Raw genomic sequence first — 19,547 nt, 5'->3', positions numbered from 1 at the left:
ACCACTTATATAACTGACCAGAAACCATACGGCGAGCCCACATTACTACAAATTGCGCGCGACGGTTAACGGCGCCGGCCCTCCCCCGCCCCGAGCGATGCATAGAGGTCAAGTGTTCTGTCTCGATAGGCGGCAGCGGAGAATTCACTGGCGACCCAACGCCGGCCCGATGCCCCCATCGCCGCACGTTCGGAGGAAGGGAGCGCCGCCATCCGCGTCAGTACCCGTGCGAGATCGTCAGCATCACCGGGTTTTGCCGTCATCCCGGTCTCACCTTCCCGGATCATTTCGGGGATACCGCCGATCGATGCGCCGATGACTGGTCGTCCCAACGCATAGGCTTCAAGCACGCTGATCGGTGCGTTCTCGTACCATTCAGATGGCAGGACCAGGGCGCGTGCTTCCCCAATCAGACGGTGCAGGGCCTGGCCCGAGAGATAACCGGCGAATGTGACACCGGCCCCGGTCTGCTCGACCAGCTCGCGAAGCATCGCTTCCTCGGGCCCGGTTCCGGCGATCACCAGGCGCTGACGCGACGATGCCGCCGCTCTTACCAACGTCCCCAACCCCTTCTCCGGCGCCAGACGTCCGGCGAAGACGAAGTAGTCGCCCTCTGTCCATTGGTCGGAATAGTCCTCGACGTCGACGAAGTTCGGAATGTGGACCATGCACTCCCGCGGCCATCCCCACTCGACCAACTTGTCGACATAGAACTTGCTCGGCACGACGATGCGGTCCACCTGGTTGCGGTAGAGACCGAGCGCGCGGTGGACCAGCGTTTCCGCCAGCACCACCGCGCTCAGCGTCACCTCTCCCTTGATGCAGCGGTGGCGCAACACGTTGTAGACGTGCCCGCCGCGACAGTCCTCGCAGACGGCGCCATCACGCAGCATCTTGTAGGAGGGGCAGGCAAGCTTCAGGTCGTGCGCCGTCATGACGACAGGGATGCCGGCTTGCTTCAGCGTCGAGAAGATCGCCGGCGACAGATGATGATAGACATTGTGCGCATGGGCGATCGAGGGCCGGGCACTCCGGATCAGCCGGTCGACATTGCGCTGCGCCTCGCGCGAGTAGATCACGCTCGCCGCCTGCACGACCTTGCGCAGCAGATTGGTGCGCCGGCCATATTCGATCTCGGAGACGAAATAGTCGGACCATGGCGAAGGCTTATTGTCCTCATGCTCCATGGCGAAGGGCACCACGTCCCAGCCGATATCGCCGAACATCTTCATATGGTCGAAGAAAACCGCTTCGGCGCCGCCGCGGCGATAGAAGTAGTTGTTGATGGCGAGCAGCCTGTTGTTGCCGTTTCGTTGGCCAGACATGGCGCTCTCCTACCAGCCAAGCCTGTCGAGCACCCGCTCGACGGGCAGGACCACGCATCCCTTTGCGACCGCGTATTCGACGAGGTGTTCCAACGTTTCCGGCGTGCAGCCATAGGGCGTCGGACGCGCGGCGATGTCGTGGGTGAAAAACACGAGCCAACCGGGCCGGGCGACCACATCGTCGATCCAACCGCTCAGTGCGCGCGCATCCGCTTCCGGCTGTCGGATCTCTACTGCCTTCAGCATCAACGGGTCGACGGCGGTGCGGTTGATGCTTTCGCCAGCGGCGCGGCAGGTGCGGTAGCGCCGACCCAGTTCCCGGCGCGACAGCGGCCAGGCGGCATTGTAGGGAAAGGCGAAATTCGTCGCTGCCGCCCCGACACCGCTGCGCTTCAGATAATCGGTATTGCGGTCGAGATCCCGAGCAAGACCGGCGGCACCCAGGCGCCTGATCTTGCTATGTGAAAAGGTATGGCAGCCGACTTCGTGGCCGCGGTCGGCGAGATCGGCGCATCCCTCCGCTGAGATCAGAGTGCGATCAGCTTCGACTCGATCAGCCAATCCGCCGGCGATGTAGAACGTTCCCCGCGCACCGTGGCGCTCGAGGATCGCGGCACCGTTATGAAGCGCAGTATCCGGCACGTCATCGAAGGTGAAGGAAACGAGTGGCACATCGGTCACAACGTCGCGCGGCTTGGCCGCGAAGCGCCAGATCAACCGGTTGGCGACGCGATCGACAAGGCCGTCGACGGTTTGCAGGAGATCAGGCATAGACGGCTCCGGATTTTACCTGCTGCGGGGCCACCGAAAGAACCGCGCGCGATTGAAGGTGCAGGCCGTAAAGGGAAAAGAGGAATGTGAACCACAGCAGGTTGCCGCCCTCGAAAAACAGGCTTTCGAGGCCGGCGTTGAAGATCGTGTAGAGCCAGACGCGGATGTAAAGCCGGGTCAGATGCGAATGCTCCACGGCCGGTGCCAGGCGCGCGATGTTGCGGAGAGGCAGAACCAAAAGCCAGATCACCGTCAGCAACAATCCGGGAAAACCCGTCGTCAGGGCGATATCGAGATAGGAGTTGTGACCATTTGCGGCCGCCACAGCCCAGGTCTCGATCGAGCCGCCGCTGTTGACCAGTTCCGACGTCTGCCAGAAAGCCTTGAAGCCATAGCCGGTGATTGGTTGTTCGGCGAGCGCCGTGAAGGCGAAGCGCCAGATATCGGCGCGATTGGTAAAGGTCGCATCGATGCCAAGCTCGGTGACGAAGTCGCTGAGTGGCTTGAACACCGCGGAGCCGACGGCGAAGAGATTGAACAGACCGACCCCGCCGATAACGATCGGGATGCGCAGGAAGCGGAACCGCTCAAAAACCCAGGCAAGCAGCACGATCGCCGGCAGCATGGCGGTCGAAGTCTTGCCGCCCGTGTGGAGCAGGAAGTTGAACGATAAAACGACGATAACCAGCCCAGCCAGTCGTGACCAGACGTTCATGACGAAGAGGCCAAAGAAGGCGGCAATCACCATGGCCGCCGCAGCGCTGTTCTTGTGGGGGAAATGACCACGCCAAAGGCCGGCGTTCATCGGTTCGCGCAGTTCGGAGGCCTGGTGGATCGCCAGGGTCGGCTTGAAGAGAATCCCGTAATAGGCGACCGCCAGCATGAACAGGGTGCCGATACCGAGCATCTTGGCGAAATGTCGCTCCGAAGCGGGCAGCAGCAGGTAAATGCTGGCATTGATCGTCACCATTACGGCGAGCACGGTCCCCTTGATGCCGAACATCGGATAGGCCGATATGGCCGAGACGAACAGGAACCAGATGTAGAGCACGGCCAGCAATGGCCGCGGCTGCAGGATGATGCCCCGCATCGGGTGCGCCAGCCCATAGGCCAACATGGCCGCGAAGAGTGCAAGCGATACGATCTGGTTCAACCGATTGGAGTTGCCGGCCGAAGGATCCAGCACCGCCGCCCCGGTCAGGTCGATAAAGGGCGTGGTCGTTATCCAGAAAAACAGGAACGTCGCCATGAAGAGCACGGTTCCTATACGGACGCGGAGCAGGTCCGCCGGGCTCTCCTCGCGATAGACGGCGCTCGTCATGCCGTCCCCCTTCTCAGGCCACTGCGAGCCGGCGTCCGCGCAGGAAACGCCAGAGCCCTAGCGTCAGGGCCAGGCCGATACCAAGTGCGAGACCGAAGATTACGCCTCCCGCGAGCAGGATCAATGTCCGCGGCGGCCAGCTCCGCGCATTCGGCGGCAGCGCGCGCGAGATCACGCGGACATTGGTCGTGTCGATCTGCTGGCGCTCGGTGATCTGCTGGGCGCGCGCCAGGTGGGTCTCGTAGATGGTGGCCTTGGCGCGGGCATCTCTCTCGAGATCCCGAAGTTGCACCTGAGCCTCGTTGTCGGAAAACACGTTGGACTTCTCGTCGCTCGCCTTGGCCCGCAGGGCAGCAAACGCCTGCTGCTCGCGACCCATGTCCGCCTTGGCACGATCGAGAATGCGGCGCGCTTCGTCGGTCATAGCGCCTTCCAGCGTCGTGCGCTCGGACCGGGCATTGACGAGACGGGGGTGACGCTCGCCATAGGTGCGCTGCATCGAGGCGATCTGCTGCTGCAGCACGTTGTACTGCTCGCGCAGGTTCGTCATGTTGACGGATTCGAACTCCGAGGCGCTCGCGATTCGGCCCTGAGCGATAGCATCGTTCATCTGCCGATAGCGCGTATCCGCCTGGATGAAGCGCTGCTGGGCGTCGAGAACCTGCGTGTTCAGTTCGTTCGAAAGCTGATTGCTGACGAGCTGGCCGTCATTGGTCGACTGCAGACCATTCTTGCGGCGGAAATCCTCGACGGCGCGTTCAGCCTCGGTGACATTGTGGCGCAATTCATCGAGGCGCGCATTGAGGTTCTGGGCAACACGGCCGGCGCTCTCGGCGGCAGATTGAAACAGCTCCTGCTCAAAGGCCGCGACGATCGTGTTGGACAGTGTCACCGCCTTCGCCGCCTCCTCGCTCCAGACCTTCATGACCACGACGAAGGAGCGCTCCTCGCGCCGGGCTTCGACGCGCTCCGATAGCGCTCGCATCGCGGCAAGTTCATTTCCTGCCTGCTGCTCCGCCTTCGTCGAAAAGAGGCTCTTCAGCGAACCGAAGGCCGAGGGCTTCACGAACTCCGGATCCTCGGCAAGGTGCAACAGGTCGATCACACGCGACAGCACGTTGCGCGACGTGAGAATGCGAAGCTTGCTTTCGACTTCCAGCAACTGCGCGTCGCGCTGCGGGTTGGAGGTGAAAACGTCATCGCTGACGACATTCAGATTGGAGGGGTCGACAACGATGTCGGTGTAGACATTGTAGCGCGGCGTCGCCGTCATCGCATAGGCAAACGCGGCGGCCACACAGAGCATCACTGCGACGACGATCCAGAGGAGCCCGTCGCGCAGCCAGCCGATGATATCATCGACGCCAATGTTGCCGAGTTCGTTCAATCCGGGGAGATAGCTGTCGCGACGCACCGGTGGGGGTGACGCAGCGGCCTTGACTTGGCGCCTTGATACTTCCGAGGGTTCATTGGGTTGCGGCCGGGCGTTTACATACTTCTCGGCCACCTGCTCCGATTCCGGCAAGTCAGACGACAGCAGATCGAGCAACGAGCCTCTCGCGGCCGGTGCACGCTGATCGTGCGCCTGCTGGCTGGGCCTCCGTTTTTCGGCCTCGTCCGGCCTGTACATAAGCATCCCTCACGCACGCCCATCAAGACGCGAAGATCGTGACCCCGCGAGCCGCCATCTATCGCAGAATTAAGGTTGTAGGGTGAATATTCCGTTAAACGGCAGGGCTTGCCGCTTAACGCGCGGGGTCAGAAGTCAGTCAGCAACCGGCTCCAGCTCTCCGACGCCAGTCCGCCGACATAGATGTCGTTGCGTTGCGCGGCATCCTTGAGATCCGCGTGCCGGGTCACCATGCAGAAGTAGCCGCGATGATGGAAGGAGAGCCATCTCTGGCGAGAGATCGCGTTCATCAGGAAAGGCTGCGCGCTGCCGACGGCAAGCGCATAGCCCTCCGCATCAAGCGAATGGAACATTTGCGCGGTGACGTCGAACTCACGGCCCGCCTCGCAGACGATGTTGAGCACCGTCGCCGTCTCAGCGGCCTTGCCGAAATAGAGATAGGCGCCGATCACGCGCCCGCCCTCATCCACGACCTCCCGGCTCAGGAGTTCCCCCAGAGTGCTGTTCAAACCGGCGACGGCCGTCAGCCAGTCGAATTCACTGCGGGACCAGACGGGTCTGACGGCAAAACGCAGGAGCATCGGCTCGGCGCATTCGACAAAGGCCGCGGGATCGATGGCGCGCGTCGTGCAACCGGCTCGCGCATCCGGCTTCGTCCGGGGGCGACGGCGGCGCAAGATTCGATCGGCAACAGCAAGCGGCCCCATGACGACGCGCGACCGGAGGAGCGGTGCCTGCCGGCCAATCGTCAGAGCCCAGGCTTTGAGCGGCCGAAAGGCACGGCGCCAATCGAGGCTCTGTATCGGAAGCACGACGCCCCCGCCTGCCACCCAGTGGTCCGCACTGACCGGCGACGAATTGTCCGAAAAGCACATGTCCTGTCTGGCGGCGCGCATGGCGCGGGCAAGGCAGGCCGCGCCGACTGCGCCGGCCTTGCCTTCGGACATGAAGGCGCAAAGCAGTTTCGCCACCGTATGTCGGCCATTGACCGTGAACTCCATCGGCAGCGCCAGTATGGCGCTGCCGATACCGCCAGTCCCGTCGTCATAGACGATGCTGCCGTTTTCCGGCGTATAGAGCGGGCTGCCGAAGAAGGTGGTCTCGAGATATTGTCGAAGCTCTTCGCTCGCCGCCTCTTCGCGTTTGCGAAAGATGCGGGTGAACATGCTGCTGACGATGGGAATATCCCGCGGCTCCATGGCCCGTACGTTGCCCAGGCGCGGCGTTTCCCGGCCGAGCGGCCTTGCGGCATGGCTGTTTTCGGCCTCAAGCTTCATGGGCCATCCTCGTTGCCAGAGACGCGCCGCCAGCGGCCTGCTCCCGATCATTCCGCACGAAGCGCAAGAAGACGGTCCAGGACACCAAGACCATCGCAATTTCGATGACATAGAAGGAGACGAAGGTTCCGGTCGGCGGCGCATGCCAGGTGGCCCAGGCCGTAAGCGCGGCGCCGAGCACGCTGCCGAGGCCCATGACCGAGGCGCGCGCCGGATGGTGCCCAGATGCGCCGAGCGCCTCCATCGCCACCGTCCACATGGCAAGCGGCACCACGACCCAGCAGAGGATGCGGACGAAGGAAACGAGCGACACGTAATCCTTGCCGAAAAGATAGGGCAAGACTGGAGCGAGCACAAAGACCGCGACGGCGGCAGCGATACTGATCGAGGTGGCGGCAATCAGCACCTTGCGCACACGTTCGAACGCATGGTGCAGCCCGGTTGCAGTCGCTTTCGCGGAGCCGGGATAGATCAACCGGTTCAGCGCTTCAACCGACAGGTAGCTGCTCTCCAGCATACGCCGCGCGACGCTGTAGCTCGACATGACCTCGGCAGTCGCCACCAGGCTCAAAACCAAGAGGTCGGCATTCTGCCTGACGGCCCGCAGGATGAACGGGATGCTGAAATAGAGCCCCAGCGGCAACTCTTCACGGACGATGCCATAGGTCGGACGCCCCAGCACCTTGACGGCACGCCAGCATCCGACAGCCACGAGCACATGACAGATGAACTGCCACACCGCCCAGGAGGCGACCGTCGCAACTCCGAACGCGATACAGGCGAGCGCGGCGGCAATGGTGCGCGCCACGGCAAAGCCGACGACGACCTTGTTTGCCGAGGCAAAATTCGAATGCGCGAGGAAAATCTGCTCCGCCAGCACGATGATGCGAACGAAGACGATGTTGGTGATGAGCATCAGCGTGATCACCGCGACATTGGTGGCGGGATCCGGTGACAATGTGAAGAAGAATGGCAGGACGGCAGCGCCGAGCAGAACCAGGATCACGCCGCTCACGGCGGTCAGCAGAATATTGTGCCCGAGCATGCGCGCGTACATGCTGCGATCGCGCGCCACGCGGCGCACCAGGCATTCCATCGCGCCGAGACCGCACAGGTGCACGGCGATGTTGGCGACAGCGGTAATTGCGACGAAAACGCTGAACTCATGCACGCCGAGCCAGCGCGCCAGGATAGCAAACGTCAGAAGCTGGGCGGCGGACCCGATGACGAGGCTGCCGCCGGATGCAGCATAGGACATGATCATCGAGAGGAACGGTCTGTGCGCGCGTTCCTTCACACCTTCCGAAGCCATTCCGATCTGCCTTTGACACCAACCAGCCGTTCATTGCCCAGAAGCGCACTCAATGACAGCGAGCAATCGCCTTTGATCGCTGCGCAAGGTAGCAGGTAGAGATGATTGCGCGGTTAACACATGCGCCGCAATTGCATTTGAGCTTCATTTACCCGATTACAATAGGCTGCAGCACTGCGCGTCTACAGATTTATCCAGGAACAATTCGACCGAGGACATGAGGGGGTGGCCGTGCCGCACAACGACAATCATATCCGTCTGCATCGTTTCATGGGCGTGGAGCTTGAACTGGCGCCCGACGTTCTCGTCCCGCGCGAGGAAACGGAGCTCCTCGGAAGAAAAGCCGTGTCGATCCTCGCGGATGGCCCTTCGGCACCGACCGTCATCGACATGTGCTGCGGCTCTGGAAATCTCGCACTCGGTATCGCCAACGATGTCCCGTCTGCCCGCGTCTGGGGCGCCGACCTCACGGACAGCACCGTTGCGCTGGCGCGCCGCAACGTCGACCGGCTCGGAACCGGCGCACGCGTTGGCATCCGGCAGGGGGATCTCTTCGCCGCCTTCGAAGGCGATAATCTCGAAGGCGCGGTCGATATGATCGTCTGCAACCCGCCTTACATCTCGACCGGACGGCTGGAGGGAGACCGGGCGCACCTGCTTGAAAGCGAGCCGCGTGAAGCCTTTGATGGCGGCCCCTATGGCATATCCATTCACCAGCGCCTGATCCGCGACGCCGTCGCCTTTCTGAAGCCGGGCGGCTGGCTGCTGTTCGAGTTTGGCGAGGGCCAGGATCGACAGGCGGCGGCCCTTCTGTCGCGCATCAAGACCTATGAGCCTGTGACGTTCGCAACCGATCGCGACGGCAAGCCACGCGTCGCCATCGTCAGAAAAATCGATGACCGGGCCGGAAGCTTACCCACATGAGCGAAATCCGTTCGCTCGAACGCGCGGACATCCCGGCGATTGCAGGCATGTTCCAGCGGGTGTTCCGCAATGACCAGAGCACACCGCCGCCGGCACTTGCCGATTACATGCAGCAGCTTTACCTCGATGCGCCCGGCTGCGATCCGCAGATACGCCCCCTCGTGCACGTGAACGACAAGGGCGTCATTTCCGGATTTGTCGGCGTCAACGTCCTGCCAATGGTGCTGAATGGCCGCCGGCTGCGCGCCGCCATCTGCGGCTCGCTGATGGTCGAGGATCGCGAGAGCGACCCCCTGGCCGGAGCGCGCATCCTCAAGGCCTTTCTGGCCGGCCCACAGGATCTTTCCTTCAGCGAAACCGCAAGCGACGTCTCGATGCAGATGTGGACACGGCTTCGGGGCGTCGTCCTGCCGCAATACAGCCTCGATTGGGTGCGTGTCATCCAACCCGCTTCCTTCAGCCTGAGTGTAGCGGCCAACCGCATCAAGCCGGCGCGGCTTGCCGCACCCTTCGCGCGGGCCATTGACAGTGCCTACCGCAAGCGGATGGCGCCGGGCGAACAACGTTGGTCCGCCGTCTCTGCCGCCGGCATCGGCCAGGCCGGTTTCACGACACAGGAAACCGATCGCAACGGCTTTGCCGCTGTGGTCGATCGTTTCATCGCGCAGTTTCCGCTGCGCCCCGAATGGGCCGAAGGGCAGCTCGACTACATTCTCGGTGATGCGGAGCAAAAGCCCGAACAGGGAGAGCTCGTCTACGCTCTGGTCGCGGCGCGCACCGGCACGCTCGTTGGCGCTTTCGCCTATTACGCCAGGGCGGGTGCGATCGGACGGGTCCTCCAGGTTTTGGCGCTGCCGGGCCAGGCCGGCCCGGTCATCGACTGTCTTGTCGATCATGCCGCCAAGCGTGGACTTCCGGGCCTACGGGGACGGACACAGCCGGTGCTTATGGAAGCCATGCTCGGGCGCCGGATTGCCTTCGTCCATGTCGCCTCGACCGTGCTCCACTCCCGTGACCCGGCAATCGTCCAGGCCTGCCGGGACGGGCAAGGCTTTTTCAATGGTATTGCCGGAGAGCATTGGTGCCGGCTGATCGCCGGACAGTTCGACTGACCAGGGCTTCGGTTATTGCGGCGCTTCCTTGAAGCCACCGCAACAACCTCGCCGAGCTACGCGGCTCGCGTTCAGCCCTTGATCTCCTCCACCGGCTGCACGAGCTGGGGACCCAGATGCAGGTAGCGCGTCGCCTTGCGCTTCGCGGCGATATCCGCCCAGACGCGCTCCACCTGCGTGACCGTCAGGCCTGCCGCTTGAGCGACGGCGTCGATCTCGATACCGTTGTTGAGCCCGTAGAGGCAGAGGTCCATGCGGTCGTATGGCAGCGAGAAGTAGAATTCCTCCTGCGTCTGCTCCAGCGAATAGGTGTCGGTTGTCGGCGGCCTGCGCCGGATCTCCTCAGGAATGCCGAGATGGGCGGCAAGCGCGTAGACCTGCGACTTGTAGAGATGCGCGATCGGCTTGACGTCGGCCGCGCCGTCACCGTTCTTGACGAAGAAACCCTGGTCGTATTCCAGCCGGTTCGGCGTGCCGAGCACGGCGAAATTCAGCCGGTCGGCGTGGTAATACTCCACCTGCTTGCGCGTGCGCTGCTTCATGTTGGTGGCGGCGACGATGCCGAGATAGACCGAAGGCGGCATGCGATGCTTCGACTGCGTGCCTTCAGGGCTTTGAACCACGAGCGAGGAAATGTTGTAGCCTTCGCCTTCGAGCGCATTGGCGATCACGATCTTCGAGGCCCATCCGTCACCATAGTCCGGAACCAGTTCGCGAATGAATGCATCGCGACGCTCGTAGCAGCCCATCGCCTTCAGCGTCGGACCGATATCCTCGATGATTGCCTCGACGCCGAAGGTCTCGGCGACGAGGCGGCCAAAGCGCAGGCTTTCCGGATCGGAATCGTTTTCCGGCATGAACAGGCAAAAGACATTCTTGGCGCCGACGGCGCGCACGGCCAGCGCGACCGAAACGCTCGAGTCGATACCACCGGAGAGCCCGAGCACCAGACCGCGCTTCTTCATCGACCGCAACTGCTCACGCAGCCCGGCGACGATCCGGTCAGTCTCGGCCGCATGATCGATCGTCAGCGTCTCGGCCGAAAACGGGCGCGCGCCCTCAGTCATCAGAATGTTCATTGGGCGGGCTCCATCGTCTCAGCCGCAAGGCGGCGGCTGACCTTACCAGTATCCGTCTTCGGAAGTTCGGTGCGGAACTCGACAATCTTCGGCACCATGAAATCTTCGAGATGGCGGGCGCAGTGGCGAATAATGTCCTTGTCCGTCAGGCTGGGATCGGACAGCACCACTAGCGCTGCAATCGCGTGGCCGAGCACCGGATCGGCGACGCCGACCACCACGGCCTCGGCGATGCCCGGATGCGCATGCAGCACGGTCTCGACTTCCTTGGGCGCGACCTTCTCGCCGCGCGTCTTGATGATGTCGTCCTTGCGGCCGACGAAATAGAGGAAGCCCTCTTCGTCGGCCTGGAAGAGGTCGCCCGTATAGAGCACCTTTTCCCATCGGTTCGTCCCCGGCCGCAGCATGCGCTCGGTCGCGGCATCGTTGCGCCAGTAGCCCTGCATGACGTGGGGACCGCGAATGACAAGTTCACCGGGAACGCCCGGCGGCGCGCGTTGGCCTTCGTCATCGACGACGAACGCCTCGGTGTTCGGGATCGCGATGCCGACCGAACCCGGCCGGCGGTCGAGTTCTTCCGGCGGCAGATAGGTGCATCGCTTGCATTCCGTCAGCCCGTACATCGAATAGAGCCGGGCGCCCGGAAAGAGCTCGCGGAGCCGCGCAATATGCGGCGGCGGCAAGGCAGCGGCGGTGTTGGAGAGATAACGCAGGCTCGGCAGGAAGCCGGGTTCCAGATCGCGCATCTGCAGGATCATCGCCGCCATCGTCGGAACCAGTGGGAAGCCGGTAACGCCCTCCTCCCGGATCCGCTCGAAGATCGCATGCGGGAACGCGAAGGATTTTTCGAGCACCAGCGTCGCGCCGATGCGGATCGCCATCAGCATCTGGTAGAGGCCGTAGTCGAAGGCAAGCGGCAATACGTTGAGGATGATATCGTCCGGTTCGTTGCGCAAATAGGTGGTGATCGAATCCGATGCAGCATCGATGTTGCGATGGGTCATCATCACGCCCTTCGGCCGACCGGTCGAACCCGAGGTATAGATCAGCATCGCAAGGTCGACATCGATGCCGCGATGCGGCACGGGCGTTGCCACTTCCGCGAGGCAGGTTTCGAAGGAGATCGCGTCAGCCGGCGTCTGGCCATTGGGCGCAGCCGTCGAGGCAACGAAGAGATCCGAGTTGCCGCTCAGCGCCTGGGCCTCCGCCACGATCGGCATCAGCTTTGCCTGCGTCAGGATCGCCGCCGCCTCGCAGTCGGTGATGATATAGGCGAGCTTGTCCGCCTTGGTCGAGGCGTTGATCGGGCTGAAGGTCGCGCCGGCCTTCAGGATCGCGAAGATCGAGACAGCCGCTTCCCAGCAATTGTCCATGAAGACGAGCACGCGATCGTTGCGTTTGACGCCGGCCCGCGCCAGCGCGGCAGCCAGCCTGCCCGTTAGGTCGTCGAATTCGCCGTAGCTAAGGCGACGGCGGTCGGTGACCAGCGCCGTTTTCGCCGCTTGCCTGCCGGCATTGCCAATAAGGAATTGCTCGAACCGCATGGACGCCCCCTCGCGCCTAGATTATGCCGTGGCCGGCGCCCCGACCCGGGCCTCGATGAAGGCCGAAATGCGCGCAAGCGAATCGAGATTCGCAGGCACGATGTCGGCGTCGCCCATGACAATGCCGAACTGGTCTTCGATGAAGGCCACCAGTTCGAGAACGCCAGTTGAATCGATGATGTCATTCTCGATCAGCGAGGCTGTATCGGCGAGATCGTAGGACGTATCGCCGAACAGGAAGTTTTCGATAACGAAGGCTCTAACCTTGTCTTTGATGGTTTCCATCATGTGGTTTCCTTTCCTCAATAGTTCAGGCTGCTTCCGCCGCGCGGACGCTGGTGCCGGTAAAGGTTTGCAGCCAGAGCTGTGTCGACAGGACTCCGACGAAAGCCGCATTGTCGCGGAAGCCGGTGACCGGCTGCGACTGGCATTTTTCGTAGAGCTTCGTCACGGCCTTGGCATTGAAAAGCCCGCTGTCGCTGACGCGCGCCTCGCTCATGGCATCGCGGACGTAATCGAGTTCGCCCACCCCGGTGAAGGAATGGCTGTCCGGCGCGCGATAGGGCTGCTTGGTTCGCTGGCCGATGGACGGGGGCAACAGATCCTTGGTCGCTTCGCGCAGGATATGCTTCTCCACCAGCCCCTTCAGCTTCATCTCGGGCGGCAGACGGGTCGCGAACTCGACGAGGCGATGATCGAGGAACGGGAAGCGCCCTTCGATCCCGTGGGCCATGGCCATGCGATCGCCCTGGCTCGACAGGATATAGCCCGGCAGCAGGAAGCGGCTTTCGAGATATTGCGCCTGGTGCAAGGGGTGCCAGCGCCCAAAGGCTGCCGGAAGCCGGCTCGCCAGATCCTCCGCCGCATCGTAGTTGCTCAGCCGCGTACGCAGGTCGCCCGAGAAGAAGATCTTGGTCGCCGCCGTGCTCTTGAAGCGTGGCCGGTGCGAGAAGAGCGGATCGTCGAGCGGCACGTCGCCGGCGCCGAAGAACGCGGCAAGATACTCCGCCGATTGTTGCTGCAGGCCCGGGATGTAGGGATAGAGCTTGCGGAAGAGATGCGGGCGCATGCGCGAGCCGGGCTGGCGGCCGCAGAACCGGCGGACCCGCGCCTCCTTGAAGATATCGTAGCCGGCAAAGACCTCGTCGGCCCCTTCGCCCGTCAAGACCACCTTCAGCCCCTGCTCCCGCACGAGACCTGAAAGCTGATAGAGCGGTGCCGGCGCCGTTCGGATGATCGGTCGTTCCGCAAAGCGGATCACCTCCGGAAAAGACCGCGCGATGTCGCCCGCCCGGCAGGCAACGGCGCTGTGGTGGGTACCAAGCGCTGTCGCCATTTCCATCTGGAAGGCGCTCTCGTCGTGCTCCACGCTGTCGAAGGTGACGGAGAAAGTCCTCAGCCCCTGCGGCGCCATGCCGGTCGCCATCGCCGCGACAATGGAGGAGTCGAGCCCGCCCGAAAGGTAGGAGCCGACGGGAACATCGGCGCGCATCCGGATCCGGGTGGCATCCGTGAGCAGCGCGCGCAGTTCTTCGGCAGCGACACGTTCGTCCGTGAACAGCGGCGACGCCCCGCGGTCGGGATAGTCGAGTTGCCAGTAGGGGCGGATCGCGACCTTGCCCTTTTCTGCAATCATGAGATGCGCCGGCTCAAGCTCATGAATGTCGCGAAAGCCGGTGCGCGGCGCGATCGGCGCCCAGAGCGTGAAGATCTGGTCGAGCGCGATGGGATCGAGCTCGGCAGAAACGCCCGGCACCTGAAGCAGGGCCTTGATCTCGGATGCGAAATAGAGCGTGCCGCCATGGTTCATGTAGAACAGCGGGCGTACGCCCATCCGGTCGCGCGCCAGCATCATCCGCTGGCGACGGCGATCCCAGATGGCGAAGGAAAAATCGCCATTGAGACGGGACAGGCATTCCTCCCCCATGACATCGTAAAGATGGAGGATCACTTCGGTGTCGCTCGCGGTGCGGAAGCGCCGGCCCTTGGCGCGCAGTTCGTCGCGCAATTCGACATAATTGAAAATCTCGCCGTTGAAGGCGATCGTCAATTCACCGCTCTCGTCCGACATCGGCTGCTGGCCGTCGCCGAGACCGACGATCGACAGGCGCGCATGACCAAGCCCGGCCTCCTTGTCGACGAAGACGCCGTTCTCGTCCGGCCCGCGATGGGCAATCGCGGAAACCATTCTCTCGAGGAGGTGCTTTGCGTCTGGAATTGAGCCGAAATAGCCACCGAAACCGCACATGTTCAAATACTTTCGCACCGGTCGATCACCGCCGAAGCATAATCCGCATGAGGTACTCATGGGTTAAATCTCCGGCATTTTCTGGTTGTATGGTAAATGCCACGGTTCGGGCGCAAAACCCGACATAGAGGCAGGGAAGTCTAACCTTATCGCTCCGAAATTCTTGTTTTCGATATCATTTTAAACATCAGATAGAGAAACAGGACCGGCCAAAGAATGCAGATGACCAGCCCGGCAAAACGATACATGTTCCAAGGCGCACGCGCCTGCAAACCTTCGAGATAAGTCATCGCCAGGAGAAACAAGGCGGTCAGGCAATAAGCGGCAGACGCAAAATACATCCATAACATGCGGTCGCCCTCACGATACAATATCAAGCTTCCTGCATGAACCCTTAGATCGACCTCAAGATGAGGACAAAGGCATGCAGCAAATCAAAGTACTACAACAACCTTTGCGCGTCTCATATGACGCGCGGCGCGGTAGACAATAGGGGGCCAAGAAATTTATAGCACTGAAAATTACGTCTTTAAACGAAGAATTAACATTCTCTAAAGAATGGTTAACCATGCCGGCTCCGCGCCTGTTGTCCGCGGGAGCCTGTCTCGCTCGAGAATGATCCCGCAGGACGTGACCTGAACGCCTATCGCCGAGCGCGTCTGCGCGAAGAGACAGCCATCTGCTTCAAGCGATCGGTGCCGTTCTCGCAACCGCCTAGCGGTCGCGCCGCCTGGAAACGAACAAAAGGTCGAAGCCCCGAAACTCCCGGCGGGCGATCGATTTGCGCAGCGCCGCCCAGATCGCCGAGGGATTGTCGAGGCGGAAGCCGCGCAGGCTGCGGATCAGGCGCATCGTGGCTATAATCGTGCGAATGGCGCGCACCACCGACGGACCGCTCAGCGAGGCAAAGAGGATTTGCGGGTGCACCGCAAGCAGGACGCCGGCTGTGCGTTGCGGATCGATCGCCCGGAACTGATCCAGGGCACGATACTCATATCCCTCGATGTCGATCTTGAAGCAGAGCCGCTCGGTCCGGGCCATGGTCTGAAGCTCGGCGATCGTAACCGTCTGCGCCCGGATCGCCTCGCCGTTGTCGTCGGCAATCAGCGCGGAAGTTTCCGAGCTGCCGAAACCGCCGCCGACAGAGTGCAACACCAGTACCTCGTCCTCGGAAAGTGCGGCGTTGATCACGCGCACCTCACCGCTGTTTTCCGGCTGCATCTCCTTGAGGATACCGAAGCAGACGGGGTCGGGCTCGACGGTGATGACGTTGTCTGCGATCTGCGCCGCCCAATAGGGCGTCACCCCGATCCATCCGCCGATGTCGATGAAGGTCGTCTTGCGATCGACAAGGCGCTCGATGTTCTGAAACGTACAAGGCTCCCAATCGCCATTCTGCAGCCGCGCGAAGAAACGCTTCTTCTCCGGCTTGTCGGGAAACTGAACGGTTTTGCGGAAATAGGTGATCGAACGCATGTCGCCTGTCTAGCCGATAAACCCGCCAAGCGGAATCGCTTTTGCGAAAGGCTCACATGCCCTGAGGGAATGTCTCCACATGATACAGCTTAGGTTGCGGGGTGCGTCAGGCGTCGACCCGCTCGACCTGGTTACGGGCTTCGCTGAGCTCGGCCGTGGTCTGGGCCAGGCGGTCAGCCAGGACACGCATGATTTCCACCGCCATCTCGGGGAAGTCGGCCAGCAGCTTGAGGAAATCCTCCTTGCGAATACGCAAGGCTTCGAGCGGTGTGGTGGTCCGCACGGTCGCCGTGCGAGGCGTATTACAGAGGATGGCGATTTCGCCGACGATCGAATTCTGCTCGAACTCGGCAATCTTGAAGGGCCCGCCGGCGGTGTTGATCAGTACCTCCGCCTTGCCGGAGAGAATGACATAGGCCGCATCGCCGATGTCACCCTGATAGAACAGCGCGTCGCCGGCACCGTACATCACCCTGTCGGACGTGAAGGCAAGAAGCTTCAACTTTGCCGGCGGCAATCCTGAAAACAGGGTTATCCGGCGCAGCATTTCAACTTCATCCTTGAGCAACATCACAATCCGTGTCTCCGATTTCCCGTCGGGAGCAGTCTGCCTCCCGCATCGCGGCGGGACCATATGCTCGTGCCCTGACATTAATATTACATCAAGATGCCATTTCCTTGTAGTCGCGTCCGTCATCCACTGCGGCATCGGCACCGGTGTCATGAATCAGGCGCCCATTCTCGAACTTTGCGACACGGTCGAAGAGGTCCATCAACGAGGGATTGGCAAGAACCCAGACGATCGCTGGATCGCGCCCGGCCCGGTCAAGCATCGAGAAGACGTTGCGCACGACCTGCTCCTGGACGCGTTGATCGAGCGCAAGCAGCGGCTGGTTGAAGATATAGAAATCGCAGGCGCGGATAAGCGCGCGCGCAAGATCGAGCTTCTGTCGCTGTGCTGCCGTCAGACGTTTGCCGCCCGCACCGACATTGTAGTCGAAACCGAAGGCCAGCACTTCGTTATAGAGGCCGCCGGCTTCGAAGAGATCGCGGACAATCGCCCGGATTTTTTCCGACCCATCGGCATGCTTGTGGCCAATACGCCCGAAGAGCACGTTGTCGATGATGCTGCCTGACGCAATGTAACGGTTCGGACGATAATGCTCGATCATTCCAGCGAGGTCGGCCGGCAAACCCTCATCGAACTCACGGCGCGTGGCAACAACCTTCGTCATGACCTCTTCCGTCAGCAAACCGAAGCGGTGCCGCGGCTCGATGTAATCGAAGCACAGCCGGATGATCTTGATCTGATCGTCTTCGGAAACCTCGGCCTTGCCGCGACTGCGCACCTTCTGCAGGATGGCCTCGTAGACAGGTATTTCCTCGGCGGTCATGAAGGTCAGCTGCTGGAAGAACGGGTGATCCGGCGGCAAGTCGCGGAACAGTTCGACGACGTTCTCGGCGATCTCGATCCCCATCACGTAGAATGTGTCACGCAGCCCGACCCGTTGCAGGATCGTCTTGAAGAACGGGTGGTTCTCAAGCGCGTTCGCCCACATCGCCTGATCGGTGATCGTGCCAAACAGCATGTTTTCGCCGATCGTCGCCTCGATGTTGTAGGTTCCCGGTTCGAAGAACACGACGAGATCGCTGAGCTTTTCCTTTTCAAGACGTTGCCTGAGCGCGCTGCGCATTTCGACGATGCCGGCTGCGAACGCCGCATGGCGGTTCGCGTCGATCGTCGAGCGGACGGCCAGCGCCATCACGTCATTGGTCAGCAGCACGGCGTCGAGAACCGGGCGGATCTGCACGAGTAGATCATCCGGACCGCTCGCCCCGGCCGAGCCGTAGTCGACCCAGTCGCTGTTGACATCCAGATGCGGATTTCCGGCCAGGCGCGCCTCGGTCACTTCCCACTTGCGGTGCGTAGCGCCCTCCCCTTCGTAGTTTACTTCCGTCAGCGGAGCGTGCTTGAGGCCGTAGAGGATGTTGTCGCCGAGGCTGCCCTGGAACACGTAGACATCGGACGAAGCGTAGGCGATCCGACGCCCGGTAACTGATTCCGGGATCTCCAGAATATCCTGGCCGCCGATGACCACCTTGCCGCTCGCCGGCCAGACCAGCCGGCCGAAGGCCTCCGCCAGCACCTCGCCACCGCCTGTCAGCGCCACCTTCTCGCCCGGCTGCACCTGAAGCGACACGTGGTCGAGCACGGTCGAGCCGCCGTCGTCGATCACCGTCAGGTTCACCGCCGCCAGCGGGCCACTCAACGATTCGATGGCCCCCGCCGAAACGGCCTGAACCTTCGGATCGAGCAACGGATCGACGCTGAATTGCTCGACGACCTGCGCGTACTTGACCTGAACGTCCTGGCGAGCCTGATCCCAATCGATCAGTTCCTTCAGCGGACCTGGCAGGTCCTTGTAGGCGCCGATGACGGCAACGAGCTGACCGATATCCAGGCGACCTTGCAGGGCGAAATAGCCGCCGATCGCGTAGAACAGGAACGGCGTGACCTGCGCCAGGAAATTGTTGATGAACTTGACAAGGAACTTCCACTGGTAGAGGTCGTAGCGGATCTTGAAGATCCGGCCGAGCCGCGCCGCGATGTCGGCACGCTCATAGTTGGAGGTATCGTGCCCGCGGATGGCACCGATACCGTCGACGATTTCGCTGACACGACCGGAGAGTTCGCGCGCCGTCAGCTGCCGTTCACGCCCAAGCACCAGCAGCCGCTTGCGCATGCGCGGGATGATGATCGCCTGCACGGCGACAATCAGCGTCGCGATCAGACCGAGCCAGAAGCTCTGCAGCAGGATGAACACCAGCGCCGTCAGCGCCTGGCCGCCGAGCAGCGCCGGCGAGACGAAGGCGTCACCGGTAAAGCCGCCGAGCGGCTCGACCTCATCCTTGATCATCGTTGCGATTTCGGCCGGCTTCACTCTCTTGAAGTGGCTTGGCGGGAAGCGGAGGACACGATCGACGAGTTCGAAGCGGATGCGCCTCAGCAAGCGCTCGCCGAGCCGGCCCTTGAAAGTGTTGATGTAGAACTTGAAGAGGCCATTGATGACCACCAGCAGCAGGAACACCAGGCTTAGCGCGAGCAGCATGCCTTCTCGGCCGAGATGGAAACCGTCAAAGACATTGATCGTTCCGAAATACGGCAAGTCGAACGAAATCGGCAGGAAGGCCTGCGTCGCCTCCGGACTGTCGAAGCCGTCACCCTGGATCGGTCCATTGACGATCTGCTTCGGCAGGTCGAAGGACAGGAAATAGGGGATCATCGACAGCGCGACGATCACCAGAATCCAAAGCTGATCCTTGCGCGTGTGGGCCCAGATGTAGCGGGAAAGGCGTGGTTCCATGTGTCTGGCAATAGGACCTTATTGAACACGATAGCTGCTGGCGTGGCGGGCTGCCGTTTGCTTCACCACGCATCATTCCTCGGCGAAGCCTCCGGATGGGTGCCTGTCGGCGCTCGATCGCGAAGTGGATGCCTGCATATTCCGTCCGGCGCCGAATCCGGTT

General features: G+C 62.0%; 16 protein-coding genes. 2 read left to right on the top strand and 14 right to left on the bottom strand.

Features of this window, described 5'->3' with window-relative positions; all coding sequences use genetic code 11:
- Positions 1-65: 65 nt before the first annotated feature.
- The 6 genes from AC070A_RS24085 to AC070A_RS24060 all read right to left on the bottom strand — a co-directional run bounded on the left by AC070A_RS24085 (position 66) and on the right by AC070A_RS24060 (position 7,636).
- Entirely contained in the window at positions 66-1,325 is a 1,260-nt protein-coding gene (locus tag AC070A_RS24085) for a glycosyltransferase family 4 protein (RefSeq protein ID WP_112994693.1), read from the bottom strand.
- Positions 1,326-1,334: 9 nt separating this feature from the next.
- Positions 1,335-2,096 carry a polysaccharide deacetylase family protein gene (locus tag AC070A_RS24080; RefSeq protein WP_057251512.1) on the bottom strand — a complete coding sequence of 254 codons (762 nt, stop codon included), beginning with the start codon at positions 2,094-2,096 and terminating at the stop codon, positions 1,335-1,337.
- Complete coding sequence (locus tag AC070A_RS24075) at positions 2,089-3,417, bottom strand: O-antigen ligase family protein (RefSeq protein ID WP_112994694.1); 1,329 nt, start codon at positions 3,415-3,417, stop codon at positions 2,089-2,091. The genes AC070A_RS24080 and AC070A_RS24075 overlap by 8 nt, the downstream gene beginning before the upstream one ends.
- A 13-nt stretch (positions 3,418-3,430) precedes the next feature.
- Positions 3,431-5,047, bottom strand: coding sequence for a GumC family protein (locus AC070A_RS24070; RefSeq protein ID WP_112994695.1), 1,617 nt, complete (start codon positions 5,045-5,047; stop codon positions 3,431-3,433).
- Positions 5,048-5,175: 128 nt separating this feature from the next.
- Positions 5,176-6,324 carry a hypothetical protein gene (locus AC070A_RS24065; RefSeq protein ID WP_057251509.1) on the bottom strand — a complete coding sequence of 383 codons (1,149 nt, stop codon included), beginning with the start codon at positions 6,322-6,324 and terminating at the stop codon, positions 5,176-5,178.
- A complete protein-coding gene (locus AC070A_RS24060) occupies positions 6,314-7,636 on the bottom strand; it encodes a lipopolysaccharide biosynthesis protein (protein ID WP_112994696.1) in 1,323 nt (440 codons plus the stop codon). The genes AC070A_RS24065 and AC070A_RS24060 overlap by 11 nt, the downstream gene beginning before the upstream one ends.
- A gap of 270 nt (positions 7,637-7,906) precedes the next feature.
- Here AC070A_RS24060 and AC070A_RS24055 point away from each other — a divergent pair, with 270 nt between their 5' ends.
- Together AC070A_RS24055 and AC070A_RS24050 are read left to right on the top strand one after the other, a co-directional pair.
- Positions 7,907-8,560 carry a N5-glutamine methyltransferase family protein gene (locus AC070A_RS24055; RefSeq protein WP_192495697.1) on the top strand — a complete coding sequence of 218 codons (654 nt, stop codon included), beginning with the start codon at positions 7,907-7,909 and terminating at the stop codon, positions 8,558-8,560.
- A complete protein-coding gene (locus AC070A_RS24050; RefSeq protein WP_192495630.1) occupies positions 8,557-9,672 on the top strand; it encodes a hypothetical protein in 1,116 nt (371 codons plus the stop codon). The genes AC070A_RS24055 and AC070A_RS24050 overlap by 4 nt, the downstream gene beginning before the upstream one ends.
- Before the next feature lie 71 nt (positions 9,673-9,743).
- On the opposite strand, the gene nadE is transcribed toward AC070A_RS24050, so the two are convergent.
- From nadE to AC070A_RS24010, 8 genes are all read right to left on the bottom strand, one after another.
- Complete coding sequence (nadE, locus tag AC070A_RS24045; protein WP_057251287.1) at positions 9,744-10,751, bottom strand: NAD(+) synthase; 1,008 nt, start codon at positions 10,749-10,751, stop codon at positions 9,744-9,746.
- The gene (locus AC070A_RS24040; protein ID WP_057251288.1) at positions 10,748-12,295 is read right to left on the bottom strand and encodes a class I adenylate-forming enzyme family protein; all 1,548 of its coding nucleotides are present in this window, start codon (positions 12,293-12,295) and stop codon (positions 10,748-10,750) included. The genes nadE and AC070A_RS24040 overlap by 4 nt, the downstream gene beginning before the upstream one ends.
- A 21-nt stretch (positions 12,296-12,316) precedes the next feature.
- The gene (locus AC070A_RS24035) at positions 12,317-12,583 is read right to left on the bottom strand and encodes an acyl carrier protein (RefSeq protein WP_492383883.1); all 267 of its coding nucleotides are present in this window, start codon (positions 12,581-12,583) and stop codon (positions 12,317-12,319) included.
- A gap of 22 nt (positions 12,584-12,605) precedes the next feature.
- Positions 12,606-14,543, bottom strand: a complete 1,938-nt coding sequence (gene asnB, locus AC070A_RS24030) for an asparagine synthase (glutamine-hydrolyzing) (RefSeq protein WP_218373135.1) — start codon at positions 14,541-14,543, stop codon at positions 12,606-12,608.
- 146 nt (positions 14,544-14,689) lie between these two features.
- Positions 14,690-14,914 carry a hypothetical protein gene (locus AC070A_RS24025; protein ID WP_218373100.1) on the bottom strand — a complete coding sequence of 75 codons (225 nt, stop codon included), beginning with the start codon at positions 14,912-14,914 and terminating at the stop codon, positions 14,690-14,692.
- 343 nt (positions 14,915-15,257) lie between these two features.
- Positions 15,258-16,019, bottom strand: coding sequence for an FkbM family methyltransferase (locus AC070A_RS24020; protein WP_218373099.1), 762 nt, complete (start codon positions 16,017-16,019; stop codon positions 15,258-15,260).
- A gap of 106 nt (positions 16,020-16,125) precedes the next feature.
- Positions 16,126-16,590: a cyclic nucleotide-binding domain-containing protein gene (locus AC070A_RS24015; RefSeq protein ID WP_057251293.1), complete on the bottom strand. Its 465-nt coding sequence runs from the start codon at positions 16,588-16,590 to the stop codon at positions 16,126-16,128.
- Between the two features lie 91 nt (positions 16,591-16,681).
- Positions 16,682-19,384 (bottom strand): ABC transporter transmembrane domain-containing protein, encoded by a 2,703-nt coding sequence (locus AC070A_RS24010; protein WP_218373098.1) that lies wholly within the window; start codon positions 19,382-19,384, stop codon positions 16,682-16,684.
- Positions 19,385-19,547 lie beyond the last annotated feature (163 nt).

Source organism: Ensifer sp. GW101-20A05 (assembly GCF_059424735.1).
The sequence above is the reverse complement of the archived record's forward strand: the minus strand, read 5'-3'. Positions and strand labels throughout refer to the sequence as shown.

What these genes read in the sequence shown, in the direction of transcription:
- AC070A_RS24035 (WP_492383883.1), bottom strand. Translation starts at nt 12,583, where the DNA reads ATGATGGAAACCATCAAAGACAAGGTTAGAGCCTTCGTTATCGAAAAC.
- AC070A_RS24040 (WP_057251288.1), bottom strand. Translation starts at nt 12,295, where the DNA reads ATGCGGTTCGAGCAATTCCTTATTGGCAATGCCGGCAGGCAAGCGGCG.
- asnB (WP_218373135.1), bottom strand. Translation starts at nt 14,543, where the DNA reads ATGTGCGGTTTCGGTGGCTATTTCGGCTCAATTCCAGACGCAAAGCAC.
- AC070A_RS24020 (WP_218373099.1), bottom strand. Translation starts at nt 16,019, where the DNA reads ATGCGTTCGATCACCTATTTCCGCAAAACCGTTCAGTTTCCCGACAAG.
- nadE (WP_057251287.1), bottom strand. Translation starts at nt 10,751, where the DNA reads ATGAACATTCTGATGACTGAGGGCGCGCGCCCGTTTTCGGCCGAGACG.
- AC070A_RS24060 (WP_112994696.1), bottom strand. Translation starts at nt 7,636, where the DNA reads ATGGCTTCGGAAGGTGTGAAGGAACGCGCGCACAGACCGTTCCTCTCG.
- AC070A_RS24015 (WP_057251293.1), bottom strand. Translation starts at nt 16,590, where the DNA reads ATGTTGCTCAAGGATGAAGTTGAAATGCTGCGCCGGATAACCCTGTTT.
- AC070A_RS24080 (WP_057251512.1), bottom strand. Translation starts at nt 2,096, where the DNA reads ATGCCTGATCTCCTGCAAACCGTCGACGGCCTTGTCGATCGCGTCGCC.
- AC070A_RS24085 (WP_112994693.1), bottom strand. Translation starts at nt 1,325, where the DNA reads ATGTCTGGCCAACGAAACGGCAACAACAGGCTGCTCGCCATCAACAAC.
- AC070A_RS24065 (WP_057251509.1), bottom strand. Translation starts at nt 6,324, where the DNA reads ATGAAGCTTGAGGCCGAAAACAGCCATGCCGCAAGGCCGCTCGGCCGG.
- AC070A_RS24055 (WP_192495697.1), top strand. Translation starts at nt 7,907, where the DNA reads ATGGGCGTGGAGCTTGAACTGGCGCCCGACGTTCTCGTCCCGCGCGAG.
- AC070A_RS24075 (WP_112994694.1), bottom strand. Translation starts at nt 3,417, where the DNA reads ATGACGAGCGCCGTCTATCGCGAGGAGAGCCCGGCGGACCTGCTCCGC.
- AC070A_RS24070 (WP_112994695.1), bottom strand. Translation starts at nt 5,047, where the DNA reads ATGTACAGGCCGGACGAGGCCGAAAAACGGAGGCCCAGCCAGCAGGCG.
- AC070A_RS24010 (WP_218373098.1), bottom strand. Translation starts at nt 19,384, where the DNA reads ATGGAACCACGCCTTTCCCGCTACATCTGGGCCCACACGCGCAAGGAT.
- AC070A_RS24050 (WP_192495630.1), top strand. Translation starts at nt 8,557, where the DNA reads ATGAGCGAAATCCGTTCGCTCGAACGCGCGGACATCCCGGCGATTGCA.